The following is a 17,711-nucleotide window of genomic DNA, read 5'->3' on the forward strand; positions in this document are numbered from 1 at the left end:
AACGCTGGAAAGAGGCAGTCTGAAAGGATTGCCCGCCGAAGGAGCAAGGCCCCCCTCTTTTCACTTGAGGGCTTGGGCCGGAATCTCTCAGGTCAAAGGGACAGCGGGGGCGCGATCGTCTGGCGAAAGCCGGGCTTGCAGCGCTGTCCCCGTTTGGAGCCCTCCGCGTGTCCGACCAAGATCTCAAGAAGACGCCCCTGTTCGACGCGCATGTCGCCGCCGGCGCCCGAATGGTGCCGTTCGCGGGCTATTCCATGCCGGTGCAGTACAGGGACGGCGTGCTCAAGGAGCATCTCTGGACCCGCGAGCACGCCGGCCTGTTCGACGTCTCGCACATGGGGCAGGCTCGCCTGCGCGGCGCCAATCCCGCCAAGAGCTTCGAGAAGCTGGTCTCGGCCGACTATCAGGGCCTAAAGCCGGGCAAGCAGCGCTATGCGGTGCTTCTGAACGCCGAGGGCGGCGTGATCGACGACCTGATGACGGCCCGCCCGGACGACGACGGTCTGTTCATCGTGGTTAACGGCGCCTGCAAGGACAACGACTACGCGATCATCGCCAAGGCCCTCGAGGGCGAGGCGACCGTCGAGCGCCTGGAAGATCGCGCGCTGCTGGCGCTGCAGGGGCCCGAGGCCGCCGCCGTGCTGGCCGCCCACGTTCCGGAAGCCGCGGGCATGGTGTTCATGGACACCGCGGCCCTGACTGCCTTCGGCGTCGACGCCATCATCTCGCGGTCGGGTTACACCGGCGAGGACGGCTACGAGATCTCCGTGCCCGCGGCTGACGCGACCCGCATCTGGAACATCCTGCTGGAAGATGAGCGTGTGAAGGCCATCGGCCTGGGCGCCCGCGACAGCCTGCGCCTGGAAGCCGGCCTGCCGCTGTACGGCCACGACATGGACGAGACCGTCTCGCCGATCGAGGCCGGCATGAACTTTGCCATCGGCAAGAGCCGCCGCGAGGCCGGCGACTATCTGGGCGTTGATCGTATTTCAAAGGAACTGGCCGGCGAGCTGAAGCGCGTGCGGGTCAATCTGCGCGTGCTGGAAGGGGCTCCGGCCCGCGAGGGCGCCGAGATCGCCGACGAGACCGGCGCCGTGGTTGGCGTTGTCACCAGCGGCGGCTTTGGTCCCAGCGTCGGCGGCGCCATCGCCATCGGCTTCGTCCCGCCCGCCCTGGCGGTGGTCGGGGGCAAGCTCAAAGTCATCGTTCGCGGCAAGCCGCAGGCGGCGGAGGTCGTGGCCTCGCCGTTCGTTCCCAACCGTTACGTCCGCAAACTCTAATTCCAAGGGCCCAGAGCAATGCGCTTTACCAAAGACCATGAATGGGTCGCCGTCGAAGGCGACATCGCCACCGTCGGCATCACCGCCTACGCCGCCGAGCAACTGGGCGACGTGGTGTTCGTCGAGGTTCCCGACGTCGGCAAGACCGTGAAACAGGGCGATGGCCTGGCCGTGGTCGAGAGCGTCAAGGCCGCTTCGGACGTCTACGCTCCGGTGTCGGGCGAAGTGGTCGAAGCCAACGCCGCCCTGGGCGACGCGCCAGAAACCGTCAACGCCGTGCCGGAAACCGGCGGCTGGTTCGCCAAGCTGAAGCTGTCGAACCCTTCGGAAGTCGAGGCCCTGATGGATCGCGACGCCTACGAAGCGTTCCTGGGCACGCTTTAAAACCCCGCTCATCCCCGCGAAAGCGGGGACCCATGCGGCCCCCTCAGCTTAGGTCCCCGCTTTCGCGGGGATGAGCGGAAAAAGACATCATGCGCTACCTCCCCCTCACGCCCGACGATCGCGCCGAGATGCTCGGCGTCATCGGCGTGGACTCGATCGACGCCCTGTTCGTCGATGTGCCCGCCTCCGCCCAGCGTTCCGGAACCGTCGACCTGCCCCTGCACGCGGGCGAGCTGGAGGTCGAACGCGAGATGGCGGCGCTGGCCAAGCGCAATCGTTCGGCGGGGGAGGGGCCCTTTTTCTGTGGGGCCGGCGCCTATCGCCACCATGTGCCGGCCACGGTCGACCACATCATCCAGCGGTCGGAGTTCCTGACCAGCTACACGCCTTACCAGCCGGAAATCGCCCAGGGCACCTTGCAGGTGCTGTTCGAGTTCCAGACCCAGGTCGCGGCCCTGACCGGCATGGAAGTGGCCAACGCCTCGCTCTATGACGGCTCGACCGCCGCCGCCGAGGCGGTGATGATGGCCACCCGCGTGACCCGCCGGAATAAGGCGGTGATGTCGGGCGGCGTGCATCCGCACTATGTCGAGACCATCGACACCCTGGCCCACGCGGCCGGCGTCGCCACCCAGCGTCTGGCCGTCGCCATCGACGCCGAGGACGCGGTGATCGCCGCCATCGACGCCGACACCGCCTGCGTCGTCGTCCAGACCCCCAACGTGTTCGGCACGGCCACCGACGTCAGCAAGATCGCCGCCGCCGCCCAGGCCGCCGGCGCGCTGCTGATCGTGGTCACCACCGAGGTCGTGTCGCTGGGCCTGCTGAAGTCGCCCGGCGAGATGGGCGCTGACATCGTCGTGGCCGAGGGCCAGTCGATCGGCAACGGCCTGAACTTCGGCGGTCCCTATGTCGGCCTGTTCGCCTGCAAGGAAAAATACATGCGCCAGGCGCCAGGGCGCCTGTGCGGCGAGACCGTGGACGCCGACGGCCGTCGCGGCTTCGTCCTGACCCTGTCTACCCGCGAGCAGCATATCCGCCGCGACAAGGCGACCTCGAACATCTGCACCAACAGTGGCCTCTGCGCCCTGGCCTTCAGCATCCACATGAGCCTGCTGGGCGAGGTGGGGCTGCGGCAACTGGCGGCGATCAACCACGAGAAGGCCCGCGCACTGCGCGACGCCCTGGCCGCCATCCCCGGCGTCGAGATCCTGACCTCGCGGTTCTTCAACGAGTTCGCCATCCGCGTGCCCGGCAAGGCCGCCGAGGTGGTCGAGACCCTGGCCGGTCACGGGATCATCGCCGGGGTGCCCTTCTCGCGCCTCGACGCCAAGGCCGGTCTTGACGACGTGCTGCTGGTGGCCGCCACCGAGACCACCCTCGATATCGATATCACCTTCTTCTCCAAGGTCCTGGCCAAGGTCATCGCCCAATGAGCATGAACAGCGTTGGACGGCCGACCCGTCCCGAAGCCGCCGCCGCCAACGAAGCGGCCGGCGCTCACGACACCCTGACCGGGGCGCGCGGCCTGTTGCAGGACGAGGCCCTGATCTTCGAACTGGGCGGTTGGCAAAAGACCGGCGTCGATCTGCCGGAGGCCGGCGCGCCCGCCGATGACCTGAGCGGCCTGCTTCGCGCCGCGCCGATTGGCCTGCCGGGTCTCTCCGAGCCCGAGGCCGTGCGCCACTATGTGCGCCTGTCCCAGAAGAACCACGCCATCGACCTGGCGCTGTATCCGCTGGGCTCGTGCACGATGAAGCACAACCCGCGCCTGAACGAGAAGATGGCGCGCCTGCCGGGCTTCTCCGACATCCACCCCCTGCAGCCGCAGTCGACCGTGCAGGGCGCGCTGGCGCTGATGGACCGCCTGGCCCACTGGCTGAAGACCCTGACCGGCATGCCGGCTGTCGCCCTGACGCCCAAGGCGGGCGCCCATGGCGAGATGTGTGGGATGCTGGCCATCCGCGCCGCCCATGAGGCCAACGGCCAGGGCCACCGCAAGACGGTGCTGGCCCCGACCAGCGCCCACGGCACCAACCCGGCCACGGCGGCCTTCGTCGGCTACACCGTGGTCGAGATCGCCCAGACCGCCGATGGTCGTGTCGATCTGGCTGATCTGGAGTCCAAGCTCGGCGACCACGTGGCCGCCATCATGGTCACCAACCCCAATACCTGTGGCCTGTTCGAGCGCGACGTCGTCGAGATCGCTCGCCTAACCCACGCCGCGGGGGCCTATTTCTATTGCGACGGCGCCAACTTCAACGCCATCGTCGGCCGCGTGCGTCCGGGCGACCTGGGCGTCGACGCCATGCACATCAACCTGCACAAGACTTTCTCGACGCCTCACGGCGGCGGTGGGCCGGGCGCGGGTCCGGTGGTGCTCAGCGAGGCCCTCGCGCCCTTCGCGCCCACCCCCTGGCTCGTCCACGGCGATGATGGCTTCGCCCTGATCGAACACGCCGGCGAGGCGGGCGCTGAAACCGCCTTTGGCCGGATGAGCGCCTTTCATGGCCAGATGGGCATGTACACCCGCGCCTATGCCTACATGCTCAGCCACGGGGCCGACGGCCTGCGTCAGGTGGCCGAGGACGCCGTCCTCAACGCCAATTATCTGAAGGCGCGCCTGTCGGACGTGATGAGCCCGGCCTTCCCGGACGGCCCGTGCATGCACGAAGCCCTGTTCGATGACAGCTGGCTGGAAGGCACCGGCGTGACCACGCTCGACTTCGCCAAGGCGATGATCGACGAGGGCTTCCACCCGATGACCATGTATTTCCCGCTGGTCGTCCATGGCGCGATGCTGATCGAGCCGACCGAGACGGAATCGAAACAGGAACTGGACCGCTTCGTGGTCGCGCTGCGGGCTCTGGCCGGCGCCGCCAAGGCCGGCGATGTCGATCGCTTCAAGGGCGCCCCGTTCCATGCCCCCATGCGCCGCCTCGACGAGACCCTCGCTGCCCGCAAGCCCCGGTTGAGGTGGAGACCTGTGGCTGAAGCGCCACTGGCGGCCGAATAGAGCAACAGTATTTCGCGACGCGTCGAAAGGGCGCCTTTACGGCGCCCTTATCCCTACACATATCAGGCTCGCGCGCCGGGCTGACTGGATTTTCCAGGGAGCAAGCGGGGCGTGAAACCCGTTAGCCCCCGTAATGAACGTTTCAGTCGCCCTCGCCATGCCTCGTGCACGCTTTTCACCGGCCGACGACCTCGCTCGCGAGATCGTGGCGCGCATCCTGCGCGTCGTGCTGGTGACGCTTGGCCTTGTGCTGATCGCGGGCGGAGCGCTGATCGCGCCTTTGCCGGGCCCCCTGGGTCTGCCGCTGACGGTCGTCGGTCTGATGCTGGTGCTGCGCAACTCGTTCAAGGCGCGCAAGCAGTTCGTGCGCTTTCAGCACGCCCACCCCAAGATCGTGTTTCCCATTCGCCGGTTGCTGCGCCGCGAGCCCGAAGTGGTTCTGGTCGCCTGGCAGCAGGCCCTGCGCATCGAGCGCCTGATCGTGCCGCGTCGCTGGCGCGTGGCGGTCCGCTGGCGCAAGTCGCTCAAGCGCCGCCAGCGGTGACGGCCGGCTCCACCGCGATCGATATCAAGCACAAGGTTCGTCGCCGCGCGCGACTGGCCATGCTGCTGCGCGAGTCCGCGGCTCGCGCGTTCCGCTGGATCGCAATCGGCTTCGGATCCCTTGTGATCATCGCCGGAGCCGTCCTGACGCCCCTGCCGGGTCACCTGGGCCTGCCCTTGCTGGTCATCGGCCTGATGATCGTGCTGCGCTACTCGATCCAGGCCCGCAAGACCTTCATCCGCTGGCAAAAGCGGCATCCCAAGCTGGTGTTCCCGATCCGCCGCCTGATGCGCCGGGAGCCCGAGGTGCTGCTGGTGGTCTGGCAGCAACTGCTACGGACCGAGAAGATGATCCTGCGCAAGGCCCGGTGGCGGGTGCTCAAGCAGAGCCGCAAGCATGCCAAGCGCTACTGGCGCCGGAAATGGCCGAAGGCGGCGGCCGCTTAGGCTGGCCCGTTCGACATGGCTTGTCATCCCGCAGCCTCGCGGCGGTGTCCATGACCCTGGTGCGGCCGGGGTGGCAGGATCGGGGCCAAGAAAAAGGGCGCGAACCGGATCGGTTCGCGCCCTTATCTTTTTAGCCCGATAACCCGAAGCTACTGGAGCTTCGCGCCCATCTGGCCGATGGCCTGGTCGACCAGCGGATCGCTCTTCAGACCCACGAGACGCGCGCTGAGCACGGCTTCGGCGGCCTGGGCGGCGAGGTCGACGGCCGCGGCCTTGACGTCCGCAGTAGCCTGGGCCTCGGCCTGGGCGATCTTGCGCTCAGCCATTTCGGCGCGGCGCTTGATCTGCTCCTCGAGCTTTTCCTTGGCTTCCTCGGCCAGACGCTTGGCGTCGGCCTTGGCGGCTTCGATCATGCCCGCGGCCTGACGTTCGGCGTCCTCGCGCTGGGCCTTGACGTCCGCGAGCAGGGCCTGGGCCTCTTCACGCAGTTGCTGGGCTTCGTCGAGTTCGGCCTTGATCTTGGCGGCGTGCGCGTCGAGCGCGGCGAACAGGGCGCCGGGGATGACCTTGAGCACGACCAGCAGGCCGATGAACAGGACCAGAGCCACCAGGACCCAGAGCTCGGGGTTGGAGAGGCTGAAAAGGGACTCATGTTCCATCGTCATCTCTCCTTAGGCCAGAGCCGCTTTGAGTTCGGCGGCCGTGGCCGCCTTGCCCGTCAGCTTCTCGACGATGGCGCCGGCCGTATCCGAGGCCACGGCGGCGACATGGCTCATGGCCTTGTCGCGCGCGGCCTGGATGTCGGCCTCGGCGGCCGCCAGCTTTTCAGCCAGCACCGCTTCTTCCTTCGCCTGACGTTCGGCGGCCGAGGCCGAAGCCTTGGCCTTCGCGTCCGCCGCGGTCCGTTGGGCCGAAGCGCGAGCTTCGGCGACCTCGGTCGCGGCCGCGCGGGCCTGGACCTCGGCTTCGTCCTTCAGACGACGGGCGTCGGCGATGTCGCCGGCGATCTTGGCGCCGCGAGTCTCGATGGCGCCGCTGACCCGGGGCAGCAGCCCCTTGGACAGCACCGCGTAGAGGACGGCGAAGATGAGCAGCAGCCAGACGATCTGGCCGCCCCAGTGCTCGAACTGCAGCTGCGGAAGTCCGCCGCCGCCGTGAGCCTCGGGCGCGCCAGTCGTTTCGACTGTGCCGTGGGGTTCCGTCGCCATGGGCGAAGTCGCCTCCTAGCTAAGGTTTAGGAGAAGAGGATCAGGAACGCGATGACCAGGGCGAAGATGCCCAGGGCTTCGGTCAGAGCCATGCCGAGGAACAGCATCGGGCGTTCTTGAGCGGCGGCGGTCGGGTTACGCAGAGCGCCTTGGAAGTAGTTGCCGAACATCACGCCCAGGCCAACGCCCGCGCCGATCATGCCGAGCATGGCCAGGCCAGCGCCGATGTACTTTGCTGCAGCAGCGTCCATGATTGAAACTCCTTGAAAGAGGTATGTGTTGGAAGATGAAGGGGTGATCAGTGGCTGTCGAGGTGCACGACGTCATTCAGATAGACGCAGGTGAGCACCGCGAACACGAAGGCCTGCAGGAAGGCCACCATGAACTCTAGGGCCGTCAGGGCGACGACGGAGGAGAGGGCCAGCGCCGCGCCGGCCCAGCCGAGCACGCCCATGCCGCCCAGGGCGACGACGAAGCCGGCGAAGATCTTCAGAACCACGTGACCGCCCAGCATGTTGCCGAACAGACGAAGGGCCAGGGTAATCGGGCGGATCAGGAACGACAGGATCTCGATCGGCACCAGAAGGAAATACAGCGGCCACGGCACGCCCGACGGGGCGAACAGCTTGAAGAACTTCAAGCCGTTCTTGGCGAAGCCGACGGCGACGACGGTCAGGATGACCATCAGGCCCAGGGTCAGGGTGACGGCGATCTGCGAGGTGGCGGTGAAGCCGGCGAAGGTGCCCGAGAAGCCGAACAGCATGCCCTGCAGGTTCATGAACAGTACGAACGCGAACAGGGTGAACACGAAGGGCAGGTACTTCTTGCCATCGTGGCCGATGATCGAGTCGGTCAGGCCGTTGACCAGGCCATACAGCATCTCGCCGACGGTCTGCAGACGGCCAGGCACCACGGCGGCCTTGGCCGAGGCGAAAGCGTAGAACACGATGACCAGCGTGGCGGCCAGCAACATGGCGCCCACGGAATTGGTGATCGACAGGTCGATCGCTTGGCCGAACACAGTCACGGTCGGCAGTTCCACGATCTTCTGGATCTGGAACTGGTGCATCGGATCGGCCATTGGCCCTAGTCTCTCTTTTGCTTGGGGGCGGTAGACCCGCCTCCCGTGTCTTCGCCGGCCTGCTCCTTGGGAGCTTCGGCCGACGCCTGCGCGCTCAGTTTCGCCGCCTTGCGGACGACGGAGAATATCGCCAGCCCCATGCCGATCAGCAGACCGCCGACCATGCCCCAGGGCTGAGTTCCGACGAACCGATCGAGCAACCAGCCAAAGCCGAGCCCCACCAGAACGCCGCCGATCAAATCCGCCAGAAGCCGATAGCCGTCCTGAGACGATCTTTCATGCTCCGCGCGCACCGGCTGTTCCGCCGCCTTCTTGGCCTCGAACGCGTCGAGCCGAGCGTCGAGGCTTTGTAGAGCCTTGTCGTTCGGTTCGTCGGCCTTGGGCATGGGAGCGGTCAGGTCCGAAAACGCCCGCTGCCGCTCCCCGAAAGAGGCGGATTTCCGGCCGGCTTGATCGCGGCGGAACCTATAGGGCTCGCTGCGGTGCGTCAAGGTTGCCGAAAGGCCTTACAAGCGTCTGTATAATAAGACGTTTTGCACTGCGGCGCCTTCCGGCGGGCAAAACCTTGCGGTCTCGCCTCGCGCTGCACCGTTCAAGCGCGGAAACCAGGCCCTGGCCTTACCTGGAGGCAACCAAAACCCCTTCGCCGAGGGGCGGCGAGACAAATAGAGCACTTCTCCGCGTATCTGTTACGCGCGCGTGGGATGCCGCATTGCCTTTTTTGGAATTTTGGGGTCTTAGAGCCGCGTCTTTCCCTTAGCCAGAAGATTCATGTCGCATCTGAAGAACACCGGTTTCTCCGATCGTATCTCCGCCGCCGCCGAGGCCAAGAAGGCCATGCTGGCGAAAATGAAGCCCAAGCCCACCGTTACGGATCCCAATTTCGACAAGCGCGAAGAGCTTCGCGCCGCCGAACTGGAAGCCGTGCGCGCGGCGCGCGCCGCCGCCCGGGAAGCCGTCCGCCTTGAGCAACTGGCCAAACAGGAAGCCATCCTGGCGGCCAAGCGCGCCGAGCGTAAGGAACGCAAGACTGACGCCGCCGCCGAGCAGCGGATGCGCAAGGAAGAGAAGGCCGCCCAGCGCGAGCAGCTTCGCTCCCTTGGCCGCACCAGCAAGAGCGCCCGCGCTCACGAATGGGGCAACCTGATCGGCTGATCAGGCGGGAAGGAGCCTGCGGCTCTTTCCACCTCCTCTCGAGCCCTGACTCGACCGCATGGTCCTGGCTCATCGAGCCTGCCATGCGGGAGGGCCGGCCTTGCACTTTCCCCCTACCGAACTGTTGGCGACCCTGTTCGCCGTCGCGGCGATCGCCGGGGCCTTCGACGCCATTGCCGGCGGCGGCGGGCTCTTGACTGTGCCGGCCCTGCTGCTGGCGGGTCTGAACCCCGTCGCCGCCCTGGGCACCAACAAGCTGCAGGGCGCCATCAGCGCCATTTCCTCCACCAGCGCTTTCGCCCGACGCGGCCTGATCGACTGGAAGACCGCGCTGCCGGTCGCCGGCTCGGCCGCGATCGCCGGCCTCTGTGGCGCGCTCTGCGCCAGCCTGCTGTCGCCCAAGGTGCTGGCGGCCCTGGTGCCGGTGCTGCTGATCCTGATCGCGCTCTATTTCGGCCTGTCGCGCGCTCTGAAGACCGAGGACGCTCTGCCGCGCGCGCCGATGTGGGCGGTCGTGGCCTTCGTGATTCCGATCGTCGGCTTCTATGACGGCATCTTCGGTCCAGGCGCGGGCGCCTTCTACATGGTCGCCATCGTCACCCTGCTGGGCTACGGCGCGCTGAAGGCCACCGCCCACACCAAGCTCGCCAACGCCGCCAGCAACCTGGGCAGCCTGAGCCTGTTCATGCTGAAGGGGGCGGTTGTCTGGCCGATCGGCCTATCCATGGCGGCCGGCGCCTTCATCGGCGCCCAGGTCGGCTCGCGGCTGGCGATGCGATTCGGCCCCAAGCTGATCCGGCCCCTGCTGGTGACGATCTCATGCGCCATGGCCGTGAAGCTGCTGGCCGATCCGGCCAATTCGCTACGCCATGCCGTCGTGGGGCTGTTCGGCGGCTGACGCCTACTGCGCCGCGACAAGCTGCTCGGCGGTCGAAAGATCCACGCTGACCAGCTGGCTCACGCCTCGCTCGCCCATGGTCACCCCAAACAGGCGGTCCATCCGGCTCATGGTCACCGGATTATGGGTGATGGCGATGAAGCGGGTCTGGGTGCGGCGGCGCATCTCGTCGAGCATGTTGCAGTAGCGGTCGACATTGGCGTCATCCAGCGGCGCGTCGACTTCGTCGAGCACGCAGATCGGGGCGGGATTGGCCAGGAACACGCCGAAGATCAGGGCGCTGGCCGTCAGGGCCTGCTCGCCGCCGCTCATCAGGCTCATGCTGGCCATGCGCTTGCCGGGCGGGCAGGCATAGATCTCCAGCCCGGCTTCCAGCGGATCGTCGCTCTCGATCAGGCGCAGCTCGGCCTGGCCGCCCCCGAACAGGGCCTGGAACAGGGTCTGGAAGTGGCCATTGATCACCTCGAAGGCGGCCAGCAGGCGCTCGCGGCCTTCGGCGTTCAGCTCCTCGATACCGGCCCGCAGCTTGCCGACCGCGCCCGACAGGTCGGCCCGCTCTGTCCGCATGGTCTCCAGGCGCGCGGCGTATTCCTGAGCCTCTTCCTCGGCCCGCAGGTTCACCGGTCCTATGGCGTCGCGTTCGCGTTCCAGGGCGAACAGGTGAGCCTCGACCCCGGCGGCGTCCTTTGGAATGGCCACGGCCTCGCCCGCGACATGGCGGCCCAGTTCCTCGGGCTCCATCCGGACCGATTCGCGGATGTTGCCGGCGATCTCGGCGAAACGGCCGCGTGCTCCATCCAGGTGGGCCACCAGGGCGGCGCGCCGTTCCCGGGCCTCGCCGGCGGCCTGGTCGGCGGTGCGAGCGGCGCGGTCGGCGGTCAGGCGCGCGGTCTCGGCCTCTTCCAGGGCGTCGCTGGCCTTGGCGCGGCGGGCCTCGGCGGCGCCGAACTCCTCCAGCAGGACCAGCAGCTTCTCCTTCAGGACGGCCGGCGCCTCGCGGGCGGCCTTCAGGGCGGCGGCGGCCTTGATCCGGTCGGCGTCCAGAACGGCGGTGCGCTTGCCGGCAGCCTCGGCCCGACGCGCCCAGTCACCGTGATCGCGCTCCAGGCCTTCCAGTCGGCGCTGGCGACCCGCCCGCTCGCGGGTTTCGATGTCGAGCGCGGCGCGCGCGGCGTCGGCGGCCTCGCGCGCGGCGGCCGAAGCCTGGCGCGCCTCTGCCAGTTGCGGCGCCAGGTCGGCCGCGCCGGCGGCGCCGTCATGTTCGGCCCGCACGGCGGTGAGGGCCGTCTCGGCTTCGGCGTGCTCGGCCTGGAAGCGGGCGATGGTTTCGTCCAGCGACTGGGCGCGGGCGGCGCGCAGGGCGGCCTGGCGCTCGAACTGGGCGACGGCGTCGCGGGCTCCGGCCATCAGGCGCTCGGCGTCGGGCGGGCCTCGACGCTTGTCGCGCAGGGTCTCTTCGGCGACGCGCAGGGCGTCCGACGCGGTCTTCAGGGCGGCGGCGGTGGCCTCGGCGCGCGGCGCCTGGACGTCGATCTCGGCCTCGACCTCGGCCAGGCGGGTCCGCTGCTCCAGCCGCACGGCGGCGGGCTTCGGGGCGTCGGCGCGGGCGACAAAGCCGTCCCAGCGCCACAGGTCGCCTTCCCTGGAGACCAGGCGCATGCCGGGCGTCAGGGTCTTTTGCAGCCGATCGCCGTCGGCGCGCTCGACCACGGCGGTGAAGGCCAGACGGGCGGCCAGTTCCGCCGGCGCCTTGACCAAGGGCGCCAGGGCCTGGGCGCCTTCGGGCCAGACCTGCGCCGTGGCTTCCGCTCCGCCCCAATAGGACGGCGCGCGAGCATCCAGGGCCGCGTCGAGATCATCGCCCAGGGCGGCGGCGAGGGCGGCGCCATAGCCCTTATCCGGTGAAACGGCGTCGAGGGCCGGGGCATGGCCGCTCTTGCTGCGCGGCGCGGTCAGCTGGGCCAGGCCCCGGGCTTCGGTGCGCAGGCGGCCCAGTTGGTCCTCCAGGCTGCGCGCCAGTTGCCGAGCCATGGCTTCCTGTTCGGCGGCCTTGGCGCGGTCAGCCTCGGCGGCTTCCAGGGCGGCGCGGGCGGCGGTCAGGGCGGCTTCGGCATTGGTGAAGCGCTGGCGAGCGTCGGCGGCGGCGGGATCGATCTCGGGGCCGACAGCGGCGCGTTCGGCCTTGGCCTGATCCAGCGCGCGGACGGTGCGGGCCAGACGACCCTCGGCGTCGGCCAGACGCGCGGCGGCGGCGCGGGCCCGGGCGTCCTCGGCGGCGGCGCGGGCGGCCAACTGTTCGACCACGGCCTCGGCGTCGGCGCGCGCCTCTTCGGCGGCCTTGGCGGCGGCGGCCAGTTCGGGTCCCCGCTCGGGCGCCGCCGCCACCTGGGCGCGGACCTCGCTCAGTTCGGCGTCGAGGCGGGCCAGGGCCTGGGCGGCGTCCTGCTGGACCTGGGCCTCGCGGGTCCGGTCATCGTCGATGCGGGCGAGGTCGGCCGACAGGCGCTCGAACTCTGCGGCGGCCGCCTCGGCCTCGCGCTCGGCGCGGTCCTTCTGGATGGCCAGTTGGCCCAGCACCGCCTGGGCGATGGTCGCCTCCTCGCGCAGGGGCGGCATGGCGGCCTCGGCGCGGGTGATCTCGACCTGGGCGGCGGCGGCCGCGCGGGCGGTGTCCTCGACGTCACGAGCGGCCCGGGTCGCCTCGGCCTGGGTGCGCTCCAGCGTGTCGCGGGCCTCGCTCCAGCGGGCGAACAGCACCGCGCCCTGCACGGCCCGGATCTCGGACGACAGGCGCTTGTATTTCTCGGCCTGGCGGGCTTCGCGACGCAGGCGGTTCAGCGCGGTCTCCAGTTCCCGCGCCACGTCCTCCAGCCGCGAGAGATTGGCCTCGGCCGCCCGCAGCCTCAGCTCGGCCTCGTGGCGACGGGTATGCAGCCCCGAGACGCCGGCGGCCTCCTCCAGGATGCGGCGGCGGTTCTGCGGCTTGGCGCCGATCAGCTCGCTGATCTGGCCCTGACGCACCAGGGCTGGCGAATTGGCCCCGGTCGAGGCGTCGGCGAACAGCAGCTGCACGTCGCGGGCCCGCACCTCGCGGCCGTTGATGCGATAGGTCGAGCCCTCGCCGCGGTCGATGCGGCGCACCACCTCCAGTACGGGATCGTCATTGAACTGGGCCGGCGCGGTGCGGTCGGCGTTGTCGATGGTCAGGGTGACGTCGGCGTGGTTGCGGGCGGGGCGGGCGCCGCTGCCGGCGAAGATCACGTCGTCCATGCCGCCGGCCCGCATGGCCTTGGCCGAATTGGCGCCCATCACCCAGCGCAGGGCTTCCAGCAGGTTGGACTTACCGCAGCCATTGGGGCCGACAATGCCCGTCAGGCCGGGCTCGATCCGAAACTCGGTCGGCTCGACGAAGGACTTGAAGCCCGAAAGGCGCAGGCGCTGGAACTGCACTTTGGCGGTCCCTCCCGCCTCAGCCCTTGAACGCCGAGGCGAGGGCGCTCGAGAGCATTTCCGGGCTGGTCTGCTCCGGCATCTTCCTGCCGGCGACAAAGAAGGTCGGCGTCACGTCGATCTGGTCGCGGACGGCCGCCTTGCTCACCCGGGCGTTCAGGGCGTCCAGCGCCTTCTGGTCGGACAGGGCGGCGGCCACCTGGGCCTCGGTGCGGCCAAACGACTTGCCGATGGCCATCAGGCCTTCATACAGCTGGCCGCTGTCATAGATGGCGGTCTGCTGAGCGAAGACCGCGTCCAGCACGGCGAAATAGCGGCCCGGCACGCTGCGGGCCAGCAGGAAGCCGGCCGCCGCGAACTCCGGCGGCTGGGTCAGGAACTCGCGGAACACCAGCCGCGCCTTGCCGGGATCGATGAAGCTCTTCTTCAGGCCCGGCAGAACCGTGGTCCACCAGTGCGCGCAATGCGGACAGCTGGCCGACGCATAGACCACCAGCTGCACCGGGGCCTTGGGCGAGCCCAGGACCATGTCGCCCTCGGCCGGCGGCAGGGCGCCGGCGCGCGCCAGGGCCGGGCTCGCCGAGAGGGCGATGCCGGTGGCGATCAGCGCGCGACGGTCGAGGGACAACGGCGGCGAGCCCTACTTGGAGGCTTCGGCGATGGCTGCGTCCAGCTGGGCCAGGCTGACCTCGCCGCCCTCGGGGCCGCCCACCTTCTTGCCGTTGACGACGAAGGTCGGGGTGCCCTGGATCGACTGTTCCTTGCTGTATTTCTCGACCCGGCTGTTGATCGCCTTCAAGGCCTTCTCGTCGCTGACGCAGGCGTTGAACTTGGCTTCGTCCATGCCGGCCGACTGGGCGATGCGGACCAGCACTTCGCGGAACTGGCCGGTGGTGAACATCTCTTCCTGCGAGCGGTAGACCGAGTCGACCACCTGGAAATATTTGTCCTTGCCGGCGCAGCGGGCCATCAGGAACGAGGCGGCGGCCACTTCGGCGGGCGCGGTGAGGATCTCGCGATAGACGTAGTTGACCTTGCCGGTGTCGACATACTTGGCCTTGAAGGCCGGATAGACGTCGGCGTTCCAGCGCGCGCAGTGCGAGCAGGTGGCCGACGCGTATTCGATCACCGTGACCTTGGCGTTGGCATTGCCCAGGGTCATGTCGTCGGCGGTGACCGAGTCCTTCTTGGAGCAGCCGGCGAGCGCGACGCCCAGCGAGGCGGTGAGGGCGACGGCGGTCAGGAGCCGGCGGGTCAGCGGACGCATGGTCGATCTTCCTTGAGACAAGAACGGCAAAGTTAAGCGCGATTCTTAAGCCGCGCGAAAAGGGCGGGGATAAGGCCTTGGCATGAGCGCAATCGCCGCGCGGTTGTCAATCCGCCCCCATCACGGCGGCATCTCATGAGGACTCGTTGCGCAGCACGCCGCGCCCCAGTTTCATCAGCGCGTCCTTGAGCCCGCCGTCGGGCTGATCGGCCAGGCTGTCGGCCAGTTGCCGTTCCAGCGCAGCGTCCAGCGGCGGCTTGCGGCGCGTGCGCTGGACGGGCGGCGGGGCGGTGTTGCTCAGCGGGCCCTGGACGATGCGCAGGCGGGTCACGGTCCCCTTGCCCAGCAGCATGTCGAGGCGGGCGGTGATCTGCGGGGCCTGATGCTGGATCAGCGAGGCCACGGGCCCGTCGACGCGCAGTTCCAGAGCGCCCCCGGCCCCGTTGCGGCCCTTGATGATGCGCACGGGCTCGGTGCGGCGCGCCAGGGTCTCGCCGACGATTTCCTTCCAGCGCGTCTGCAGGGCGGCCGGGCCCTGACCGTATTTTTCCTCCAGCGCCCGCAGCAGCGGCGCCAGGTTCTTGCCCGCCGGGGGCGGGGGGCGGATCTGCGGCCGCGTGCGCCGCTGGCGCAGGATCGCGAGGGCCTCTTCGGCGGTGGGCAGGGGGCGGCGGGCCATGGCCGGAAGTTAGCACGAGGGCTTCGCGGAGGGCGAGGTTTTGAGGTAGGCGAGACACATGATCCACCGCGACCCTCTCCGCTCGGCCCTGCTCGCCTGGTATGATCGCCAGGCCCGCGATCTGGCCTGGCGCGTCGGCCCGGCCGACCGTCGCGACGGCGTGCGCGGCGATCCCTATCGGGTCTGGCTGTCGGAGGTGATGCTGCAGCAGACCACGGTGCCGCACGCCACGCCCTATTTTCTGAGCTTCACGGAGCGGTGGCCTACGGTCTTGGACTTGGCCGCCGTGGACGACGGTGAGCTGATGGGAGCCTGGGCCGGACTTGGCTACTACGCCCGGGCCCGCAACCTGCTGGCCTGCGCCCGGGCCGTGGCAGCCGATCATGGCGGGGTCTTTCCCGATACGGAGGAGGGCCTGCGCGCCCTGCCGGGCGTCGGCGCCTATACCGCCGCCGCCGTCGCGGCCATCGCCTTTGACCGGCAGGCCAATGTGGTCGACGGCAATGTCGAGCGGGTGATGGCCCGGCTGTTCGCCGTGGAGACGCCCGTGCCGGACGCCAAGCCGGAGCTGAAGGCCCTTGCGGCGTCGCTGGTCACGGCCGAGCGACCCGGCGACTGGGCGCAGGCGCTGATGGATCTGGGGGCCACGGTCTGCCGGCCCAAGTCGCCGCTGTGCGACCTGTGCCCGATCTCGGCGTGGTGCGAAGGCCTCAAGACCGGCGCACCGGAGACCTATCCGCGCAAGACGAAAAAGGCCGACCGGCCACGGCGTTACGGCGTCGCTTACCTGCTGACCCGAGGCGATGTCGTGGCCCTGGTCCGTCGCCCGCCCAAGGGCCTGCTGGGCGGGATGTTGGGCCTGCCGACCAGCGACTGGCGGTCGACGCCCTGGTCGGATGACGAGGCGGTCGCCGCCGCCCCGACCGCCGCCGCCTGGCGCGATCGCGGCGCGGTCGAGCACGTCTTCACGCACTTTTCCCTGACCCTGCGGGTGTTCGCGGCCGAGGGCGCCAATGACGGCGACTTCGTCTGGACGGCCCGCGAAGGGCTGGGCGCCCTGCCCAGCGTCTTCCTGAAGGCGGCGCTGGCGGGCGAGCGGCTGCTCTAGTTCATCCCCGCCCGGACCTGGGCCCGCAGCACGTCGATCGGGGCCAGACCCGCGTCGGTCTTGAAGTGCCAGTAGGTCCAGCCGTTGCAGGCCGGGGCCGACTGCACCAGGGCGCCGATCTTGTGGATCGAGCCCGAGAGATCCCCGACCGTGATCGAGCCGTCGGCCCGGACCTTGGCCGCATGGGCGCCCTTGGAGCAGAACAGGGTGTCGCCGGGGCTGAGCAGACCGCTCTCGACGATCGTGCCGAACGGCACGCGCGGCTCCGAACGCTTGGAGCCCATCACGTCCAGGTCTTCCGGGGCGATCGGCACGACCTTGGCGATGCGGGTCTTGGCGTGCTCGATATATTCGGCCTCACGTTCGATGCCCACGAACCGGCGGCCCAGCCGCTTGGCGGCCGCGCCGGTGGTGCCCACGCCGAAGAACGGATCCAGGATCACGTCGCCCGGCTTGGTGGTCGACAGGATCACCCGGTAGAGCAGGGCTTCAGGCTTCTGGGTCGGGTGGGCCTTGTTGCCGTCGGCGCCCTTGATGCGCTCCTCGCCGGTGCACAGCGGGATGGTCCAGTCCGAGCGCATCTGCACCTCGTCATTGGCCATCTTCAGGGCGTCGTAATTGAAGGTGTAGCGCTTGGCCGCCTGGCTCTTGGAGGCCCAGATCAGGGTCTCGTGCGCGTTGGCGAAGCGGGTGCCCTTGAAGTTGGGCATGGGGTTGGACTTGCGCCAGATCACGTCGTTGAGGATCCAGAAGCCCAAGTCCTGCACGGCCACGCCGACGCGGAAGATGTTGTGATAGCTGCCGATCACCCAGATCGCGCCGTCGTCCTTCAGCACCCGGCGGGCGGCCTTCAGCCATTCGCGGGTGAACTTGTCATAGGCCGCGAAGCTTTCGAACTGGTCCCAGTGATCGTCGACCGCGTCGACCTTGGAATTGTCGGGACGCAGCAGGTCGCCGCCCAGCTGCAGATTGTAGGGCGGATCGGCGAAGATCAGGTCGACCGACTTCTCGGGCAAGGCGTTCATCGCCTCAATGCAGTCGCCCTGAATGATGGTTTCTGGCCCGAAGGTCATGTCCGCGTCCTGTAAAACAGCAAACGGAATCATGAGTCTTGATGGTGAAGGCCGGGTTGAGAAGCATGGTTAGCGAAAGGTGAACGGCCCCTTGAGAGTGGTTTACTTCCCTAGCGGCGCCG

Annotated in this window: 18 protein-coding genes and 1 pseudogene; 9 read left to right on the forward strand and 10 right to left on the reverse strand. The window is 68.7% G+C overall.

Features of this window, described 5'->3' with window-relative positions; all coding sequences use genetic code 11:
• Positions 1-167: 167 nt before the first annotated feature.
• From gcvT to ACQY9P_RS10155, 6 genes and pseudogenes are all read left to right on the forward strand, one after another.
• On the forward strand, positions 168-1,280 hold the full coding sequence (gcvT, locus tag ACQY9P_RS10130; RefSeq protein WP_421739383.1) for a glycine cleavage system aminomethyltransferase GcvT: 1,113 nt from the start codon (positions 168-170) through the stop codon (positions 1,278-1,280).
• Between the two features lie 15 nt (positions 1,281-1,295).
• Positions 1,296-1,664 (forward strand): annotated as a pseudogene (gene gcvH / locus ACQY9P_RS10135) (glycine cleavage system protein GcvH); the annotation flags it as partial.
• An 89-nt stretch (positions 1,665-1,753) separates the two neighbouring features.
• Complete coding sequence (gene gcvPA / locus ACQY9P_RS10140) at positions 1,754-3,100, forward strand: aminomethyl-transferring glycine dehydrogenase subunit GcvPA (protein ID WP_421739382.1); 1,347 nt, start codon at positions 1,754-1,756, stop codon at positions 3,098-3,100.
• On the forward strand, positions 3,097-4,680 hold the full coding sequence (gene gcvPB / locus ACQY9P_RS10145; RefSeq protein ID WP_421739381.1) for an aminomethyl-transferring glycine dehydrogenase subunit GcvPB: 1,584 nt from the start codon (positions 3,097-3,099) through the stop codon (positions 4,678-4,680). The genes gcvPA and gcvPB overlap by 4 nt, the downstream gene beginning before the upstream one ends.
• A 133-nt stretch (positions 4,681-4,813) precedes the next feature.
• On the forward strand, positions 4,814-5,224 hold the full coding sequence (locus ACQY9P_RS10150) for a hypothetical protein (protein WP_421739380.1): 411 nt from the start codon (positions 4,814-4,816) through the stop codon (positions 5,222-5,224).
• Complete coding sequence (locus ACQY9P_RS10155) at positions 5,221-5,670, forward strand: hypothetical protein (protein ID WP_421739379.1); 450 nt, start codon at positions 5,221-5,223, stop codon at positions 5,668-5,670. Before ACQY9P_RS10150 ends, ACQY9P_RS10155 begins: the two co-directional genes overlap by 4 nt.
• Before the next feature lie 149 nt (positions 5,671-5,819).
• Here the strand turns inward: ACQY9P_RS10155 and ACQY9P_RS10160 are convergent, their stop codons facing one another.
• From ACQY9P_RS10160 to ACQY9P_RS10180, 5 genes are read right to left on the reverse strand one after another with little or no spacing between them, the layout of a single operon-like run.
• Positions 5,820-6,329, reverse strand: a complete 510-nt coding sequence (locus ACQY9P_RS10160) for a F0F1 ATP synthase subunit B (RefSeq protein ID WP_421739378.1) — start codon at positions 6,327-6,329, stop codon at positions 5,820-5,822.
• 12 nt (positions 6,330-6,341) lie between these two features.
• The gene (locus tag ACQY9P_RS10165; RefSeq protein ID WP_421739377.1) at positions 6,342-6,878 is read right to left on the reverse strand and encodes a hypothetical protein; all 537 of its coding nucleotides are present in this window, start codon (positions 6,876-6,878) and stop codon (positions 6,342-6,344) included.
• Positions 6,879-6,904: 26 nt separating this feature from the next.
• Positions 6,905-7,129 (reverse strand): F0F1 ATP synthase subunit C, encoded by a 225-nt coding sequence (locus ACQY9P_RS10170; RefSeq protein ID WP_004615714.1) that lies wholly within the window; start codon positions 7,127-7,129, stop codon positions 6,905-6,907.
• 47 nt (positions 7,130-7,176) lie between these two features.
• Positions 7,177-7,959, reverse strand: coding sequence for a F0F1 ATP synthase subunit A (locus ACQY9P_RS10175; protein WP_421739376.1), 783 nt, complete (start codon positions 7,957-7,959; stop codon positions 7,177-7,179).
• Between the two features lie 5 nt (positions 7,960-7,964).
• Positions 7,965-8,345, reverse strand: a complete 381-nt coding sequence (locus tag ACQY9P_RS10180; RefSeq protein WP_421739375.1) for an AtpZ/AtpI family protein — start codon at positions 8,343-8,345, stop codon at positions 7,965-7,967.
• A 385-nt stretch (positions 8,346-8,730) separates the two neighbouring features.
• Here ACQY9P_RS10180 and ACQY9P_RS10185 point away from each other — a divergent pair, with 385 nt between their 5' ends.
• Together ACQY9P_RS10185 and ACQY9P_RS10190 are read left to right on the forward strand one after the other, a co-directional pair.
• Complete coding sequence (locus ACQY9P_RS10185) at positions 8,731-9,114, forward strand: DUF6481 family protein (protein WP_421739374.1); 384 nt, start codon at positions 8,731-8,733, stop codon at positions 9,112-9,114.
• A gap of 100 nt (positions 9,115-9,214) precedes the next feature.
• The gene (locus ACQY9P_RS10190) at positions 9,215-10,012 is read left to right on the forward strand and encodes a TSUP family transporter (protein ID WP_421739373.1); all 798 of its coding nucleotides are present in this window, start codon (positions 9,215-9,217) and stop codon (positions 10,010-10,012) included.
• Between the two features lie 3 nt (positions 10,013-10,015).
• Here ACQY9P_RS10190 and smc read toward each other — a convergent pair whose 3' ends face one another.
• The 4 genes from smc to ACQY9P_RS10210 form a co-directional block, all read right to left on the reverse strand.
• A complete protein-coding gene (gene smc, locus ACQY9P_RS10195; protein ID WP_421739372.1) occupies positions 10,016-13,462 on the reverse strand; it encodes a chromosome segregation protein SMC in 3,447 nt (1,148 codons plus the stop codon).
• 19 nt (positions 13,463-13,481) lie between these two features.
• Complete coding sequence (locus ACQY9P_RS10200; protein ID WP_421739371.1) at positions 13,482-14,090, reverse strand: thioredoxin domain-containing protein; 609 nt, start codon at positions 14,088-14,090, stop codon at positions 13,482-13,484.
• Between the two features lie 12 nt (positions 14,091-14,102).
• On the reverse strand, positions 14,103-14,729 hold the full coding sequence (locus tag ACQY9P_RS10205; protein WP_421739370.1) for a DsbA family protein: 627 nt from the start codon (positions 14,727-14,729) through the stop codon (positions 14,103-14,105).
• Positions 14,730-14,862: 133 nt separating this feature from the next.
• On the reverse strand, positions 14,863-15,408 hold the full coding sequence (locus tag ACQY9P_RS10210) for a DUF721 domain-containing protein (protein WP_421739369.1): 546 nt from the start codon (positions 15,406-15,408) through the stop codon (positions 14,863-14,865).
• A 58-nt stretch (positions 15,409-15,466) separates the two neighbouring features.
• Between ACQY9P_RS10210 and mutY the strand changes: the two genes are divergently transcribed.
• Positions 15,467-16,516, forward strand: coding sequence for an A/G-specific adenine glycosylase (gene mutY / locus ACQY9P_RS10215; protein ID WP_421739368.1), 1,050 nt, complete (start codon positions 15,467-15,469; stop codon positions 16,514-16,516).
• On the opposite strand, the gene ccrM is transcribed toward mutY, so the two are convergent.
• Positions 16,513-17,589, reverse strand: coding sequence for an adenine-specific DNA-methyltransferase CcrM (gene ccrM / locus ACQY9P_RS10220; RefSeq protein WP_421739367.1), 1,077 nt, complete (start codon positions 17,587-17,589; stop codon positions 16,513-16,515). The two genes, mutY and ccrM, sit on opposite strands and share 4 nt — an antisense overlap.
• Positions 17,590-17,711 lie beyond the last annotated feature (122 nt).

The sequence above is a fragment of the Caulobacter sp. genome, from assembly GCF_965279145.1.
In the GTDB taxonomy this organism is placed as follows: domain Bacteria; phylum Pseudomonadota; class Alphaproteobacteria; order Caulobacterales; family Caulobacteraceae; genus Caulobacter.

Bases quoted from the DNA above. Each gene is read 5' to 3' on its own strand.
- mutY (WP_421739368.1), top strand. From the start codon at position 15,467: ATGATCCACCGCGACCCTCTCCGCTCGGCCCTGCTCGCCTGGTATGAT.
- ACQY9P_RS10205 (WP_421739370.1), bottom strand. From the start codon at position 14,729: ATGCGTCCGCTGACCCGCCGGCTCCTGACCGCCGTCGCCCTCACCGCC.
- ACQY9P_RS10175 (WP_421739376.1), bottom strand. From the start codon at position 7,959: ATGGCCGATCCGATGCACCAGTTCCAGATCCAGAAGATCGTGGAACTG.
- ACQY9P_RS10165 (WP_421739377.1), bottom strand. From the start codon at position 6,878: ATGGCGACGGAACCCCACGGCACAGTCGAAACGACTGGCGCGCCCGAG.
- ACQY9P_RS10160 (WP_421739378.1), bottom strand. From the start codon at position 6,329: ATGGAACATGAGTCCCTTTTCAGCCTCTCCAACCCCGAGCTCTGGGTC.
- ACQY9P_RS10180 (WP_421739375.1), bottom strand. From the start codon at position 8,345: ATGCCCAAGGCCGACGAACCGAACGACAAGGCTCTACAAAGCCTCGAC.
- gcvPB (WP_421739381.1), top strand. From the start codon at position 3,097: ATGAGCATGAACAGCGTTGGACGGCCGACCCGTCCCGAAGCCGCCGCC.
- gcvPA (WP_421739382.1), top strand. From the start codon at position 1,754: ATGCGCTACCTCCCCCTCACGCCCGACGATCGCGCCGAGATGCTCGGC.
- ACQY9P_RS10150 (WP_421739380.1), top strand. From the start codon at position 4,814: ATGAACGTTTCAGTCGCCCTCGCCATGCCTCGTGCACGCTTTTCACCG.
- ACQY9P_RS10170 (WP_004615714.1), bottom strand. From the start codon at position 7,129: ATGGACGCTGCTGCAGCAAAGTACATCGGCGCTGGCCTGGCCATGCTC.
- ccrM (WP_421739367.1), bottom strand. From the start codon at position 17,589: ATGACCTTCGGGCCAGAAACCATCATTCAGGGCGACTGCATTGAGGCG.
- ACQY9P_RS10185 (WP_421739374.1), top strand. From the start codon at position 8,731: ATGTCGCATCTGAAGAACACCGGTTTCTCCGATCGTATCTCCGCCGCC.
- ACQY9P_RS10210 (WP_421739369.1), bottom strand. From the start codon at position 15,408: ATGGCCCGCCGCCCCCTGCCCACCGCCGAAGAGGCCCTCGCGATCCTG.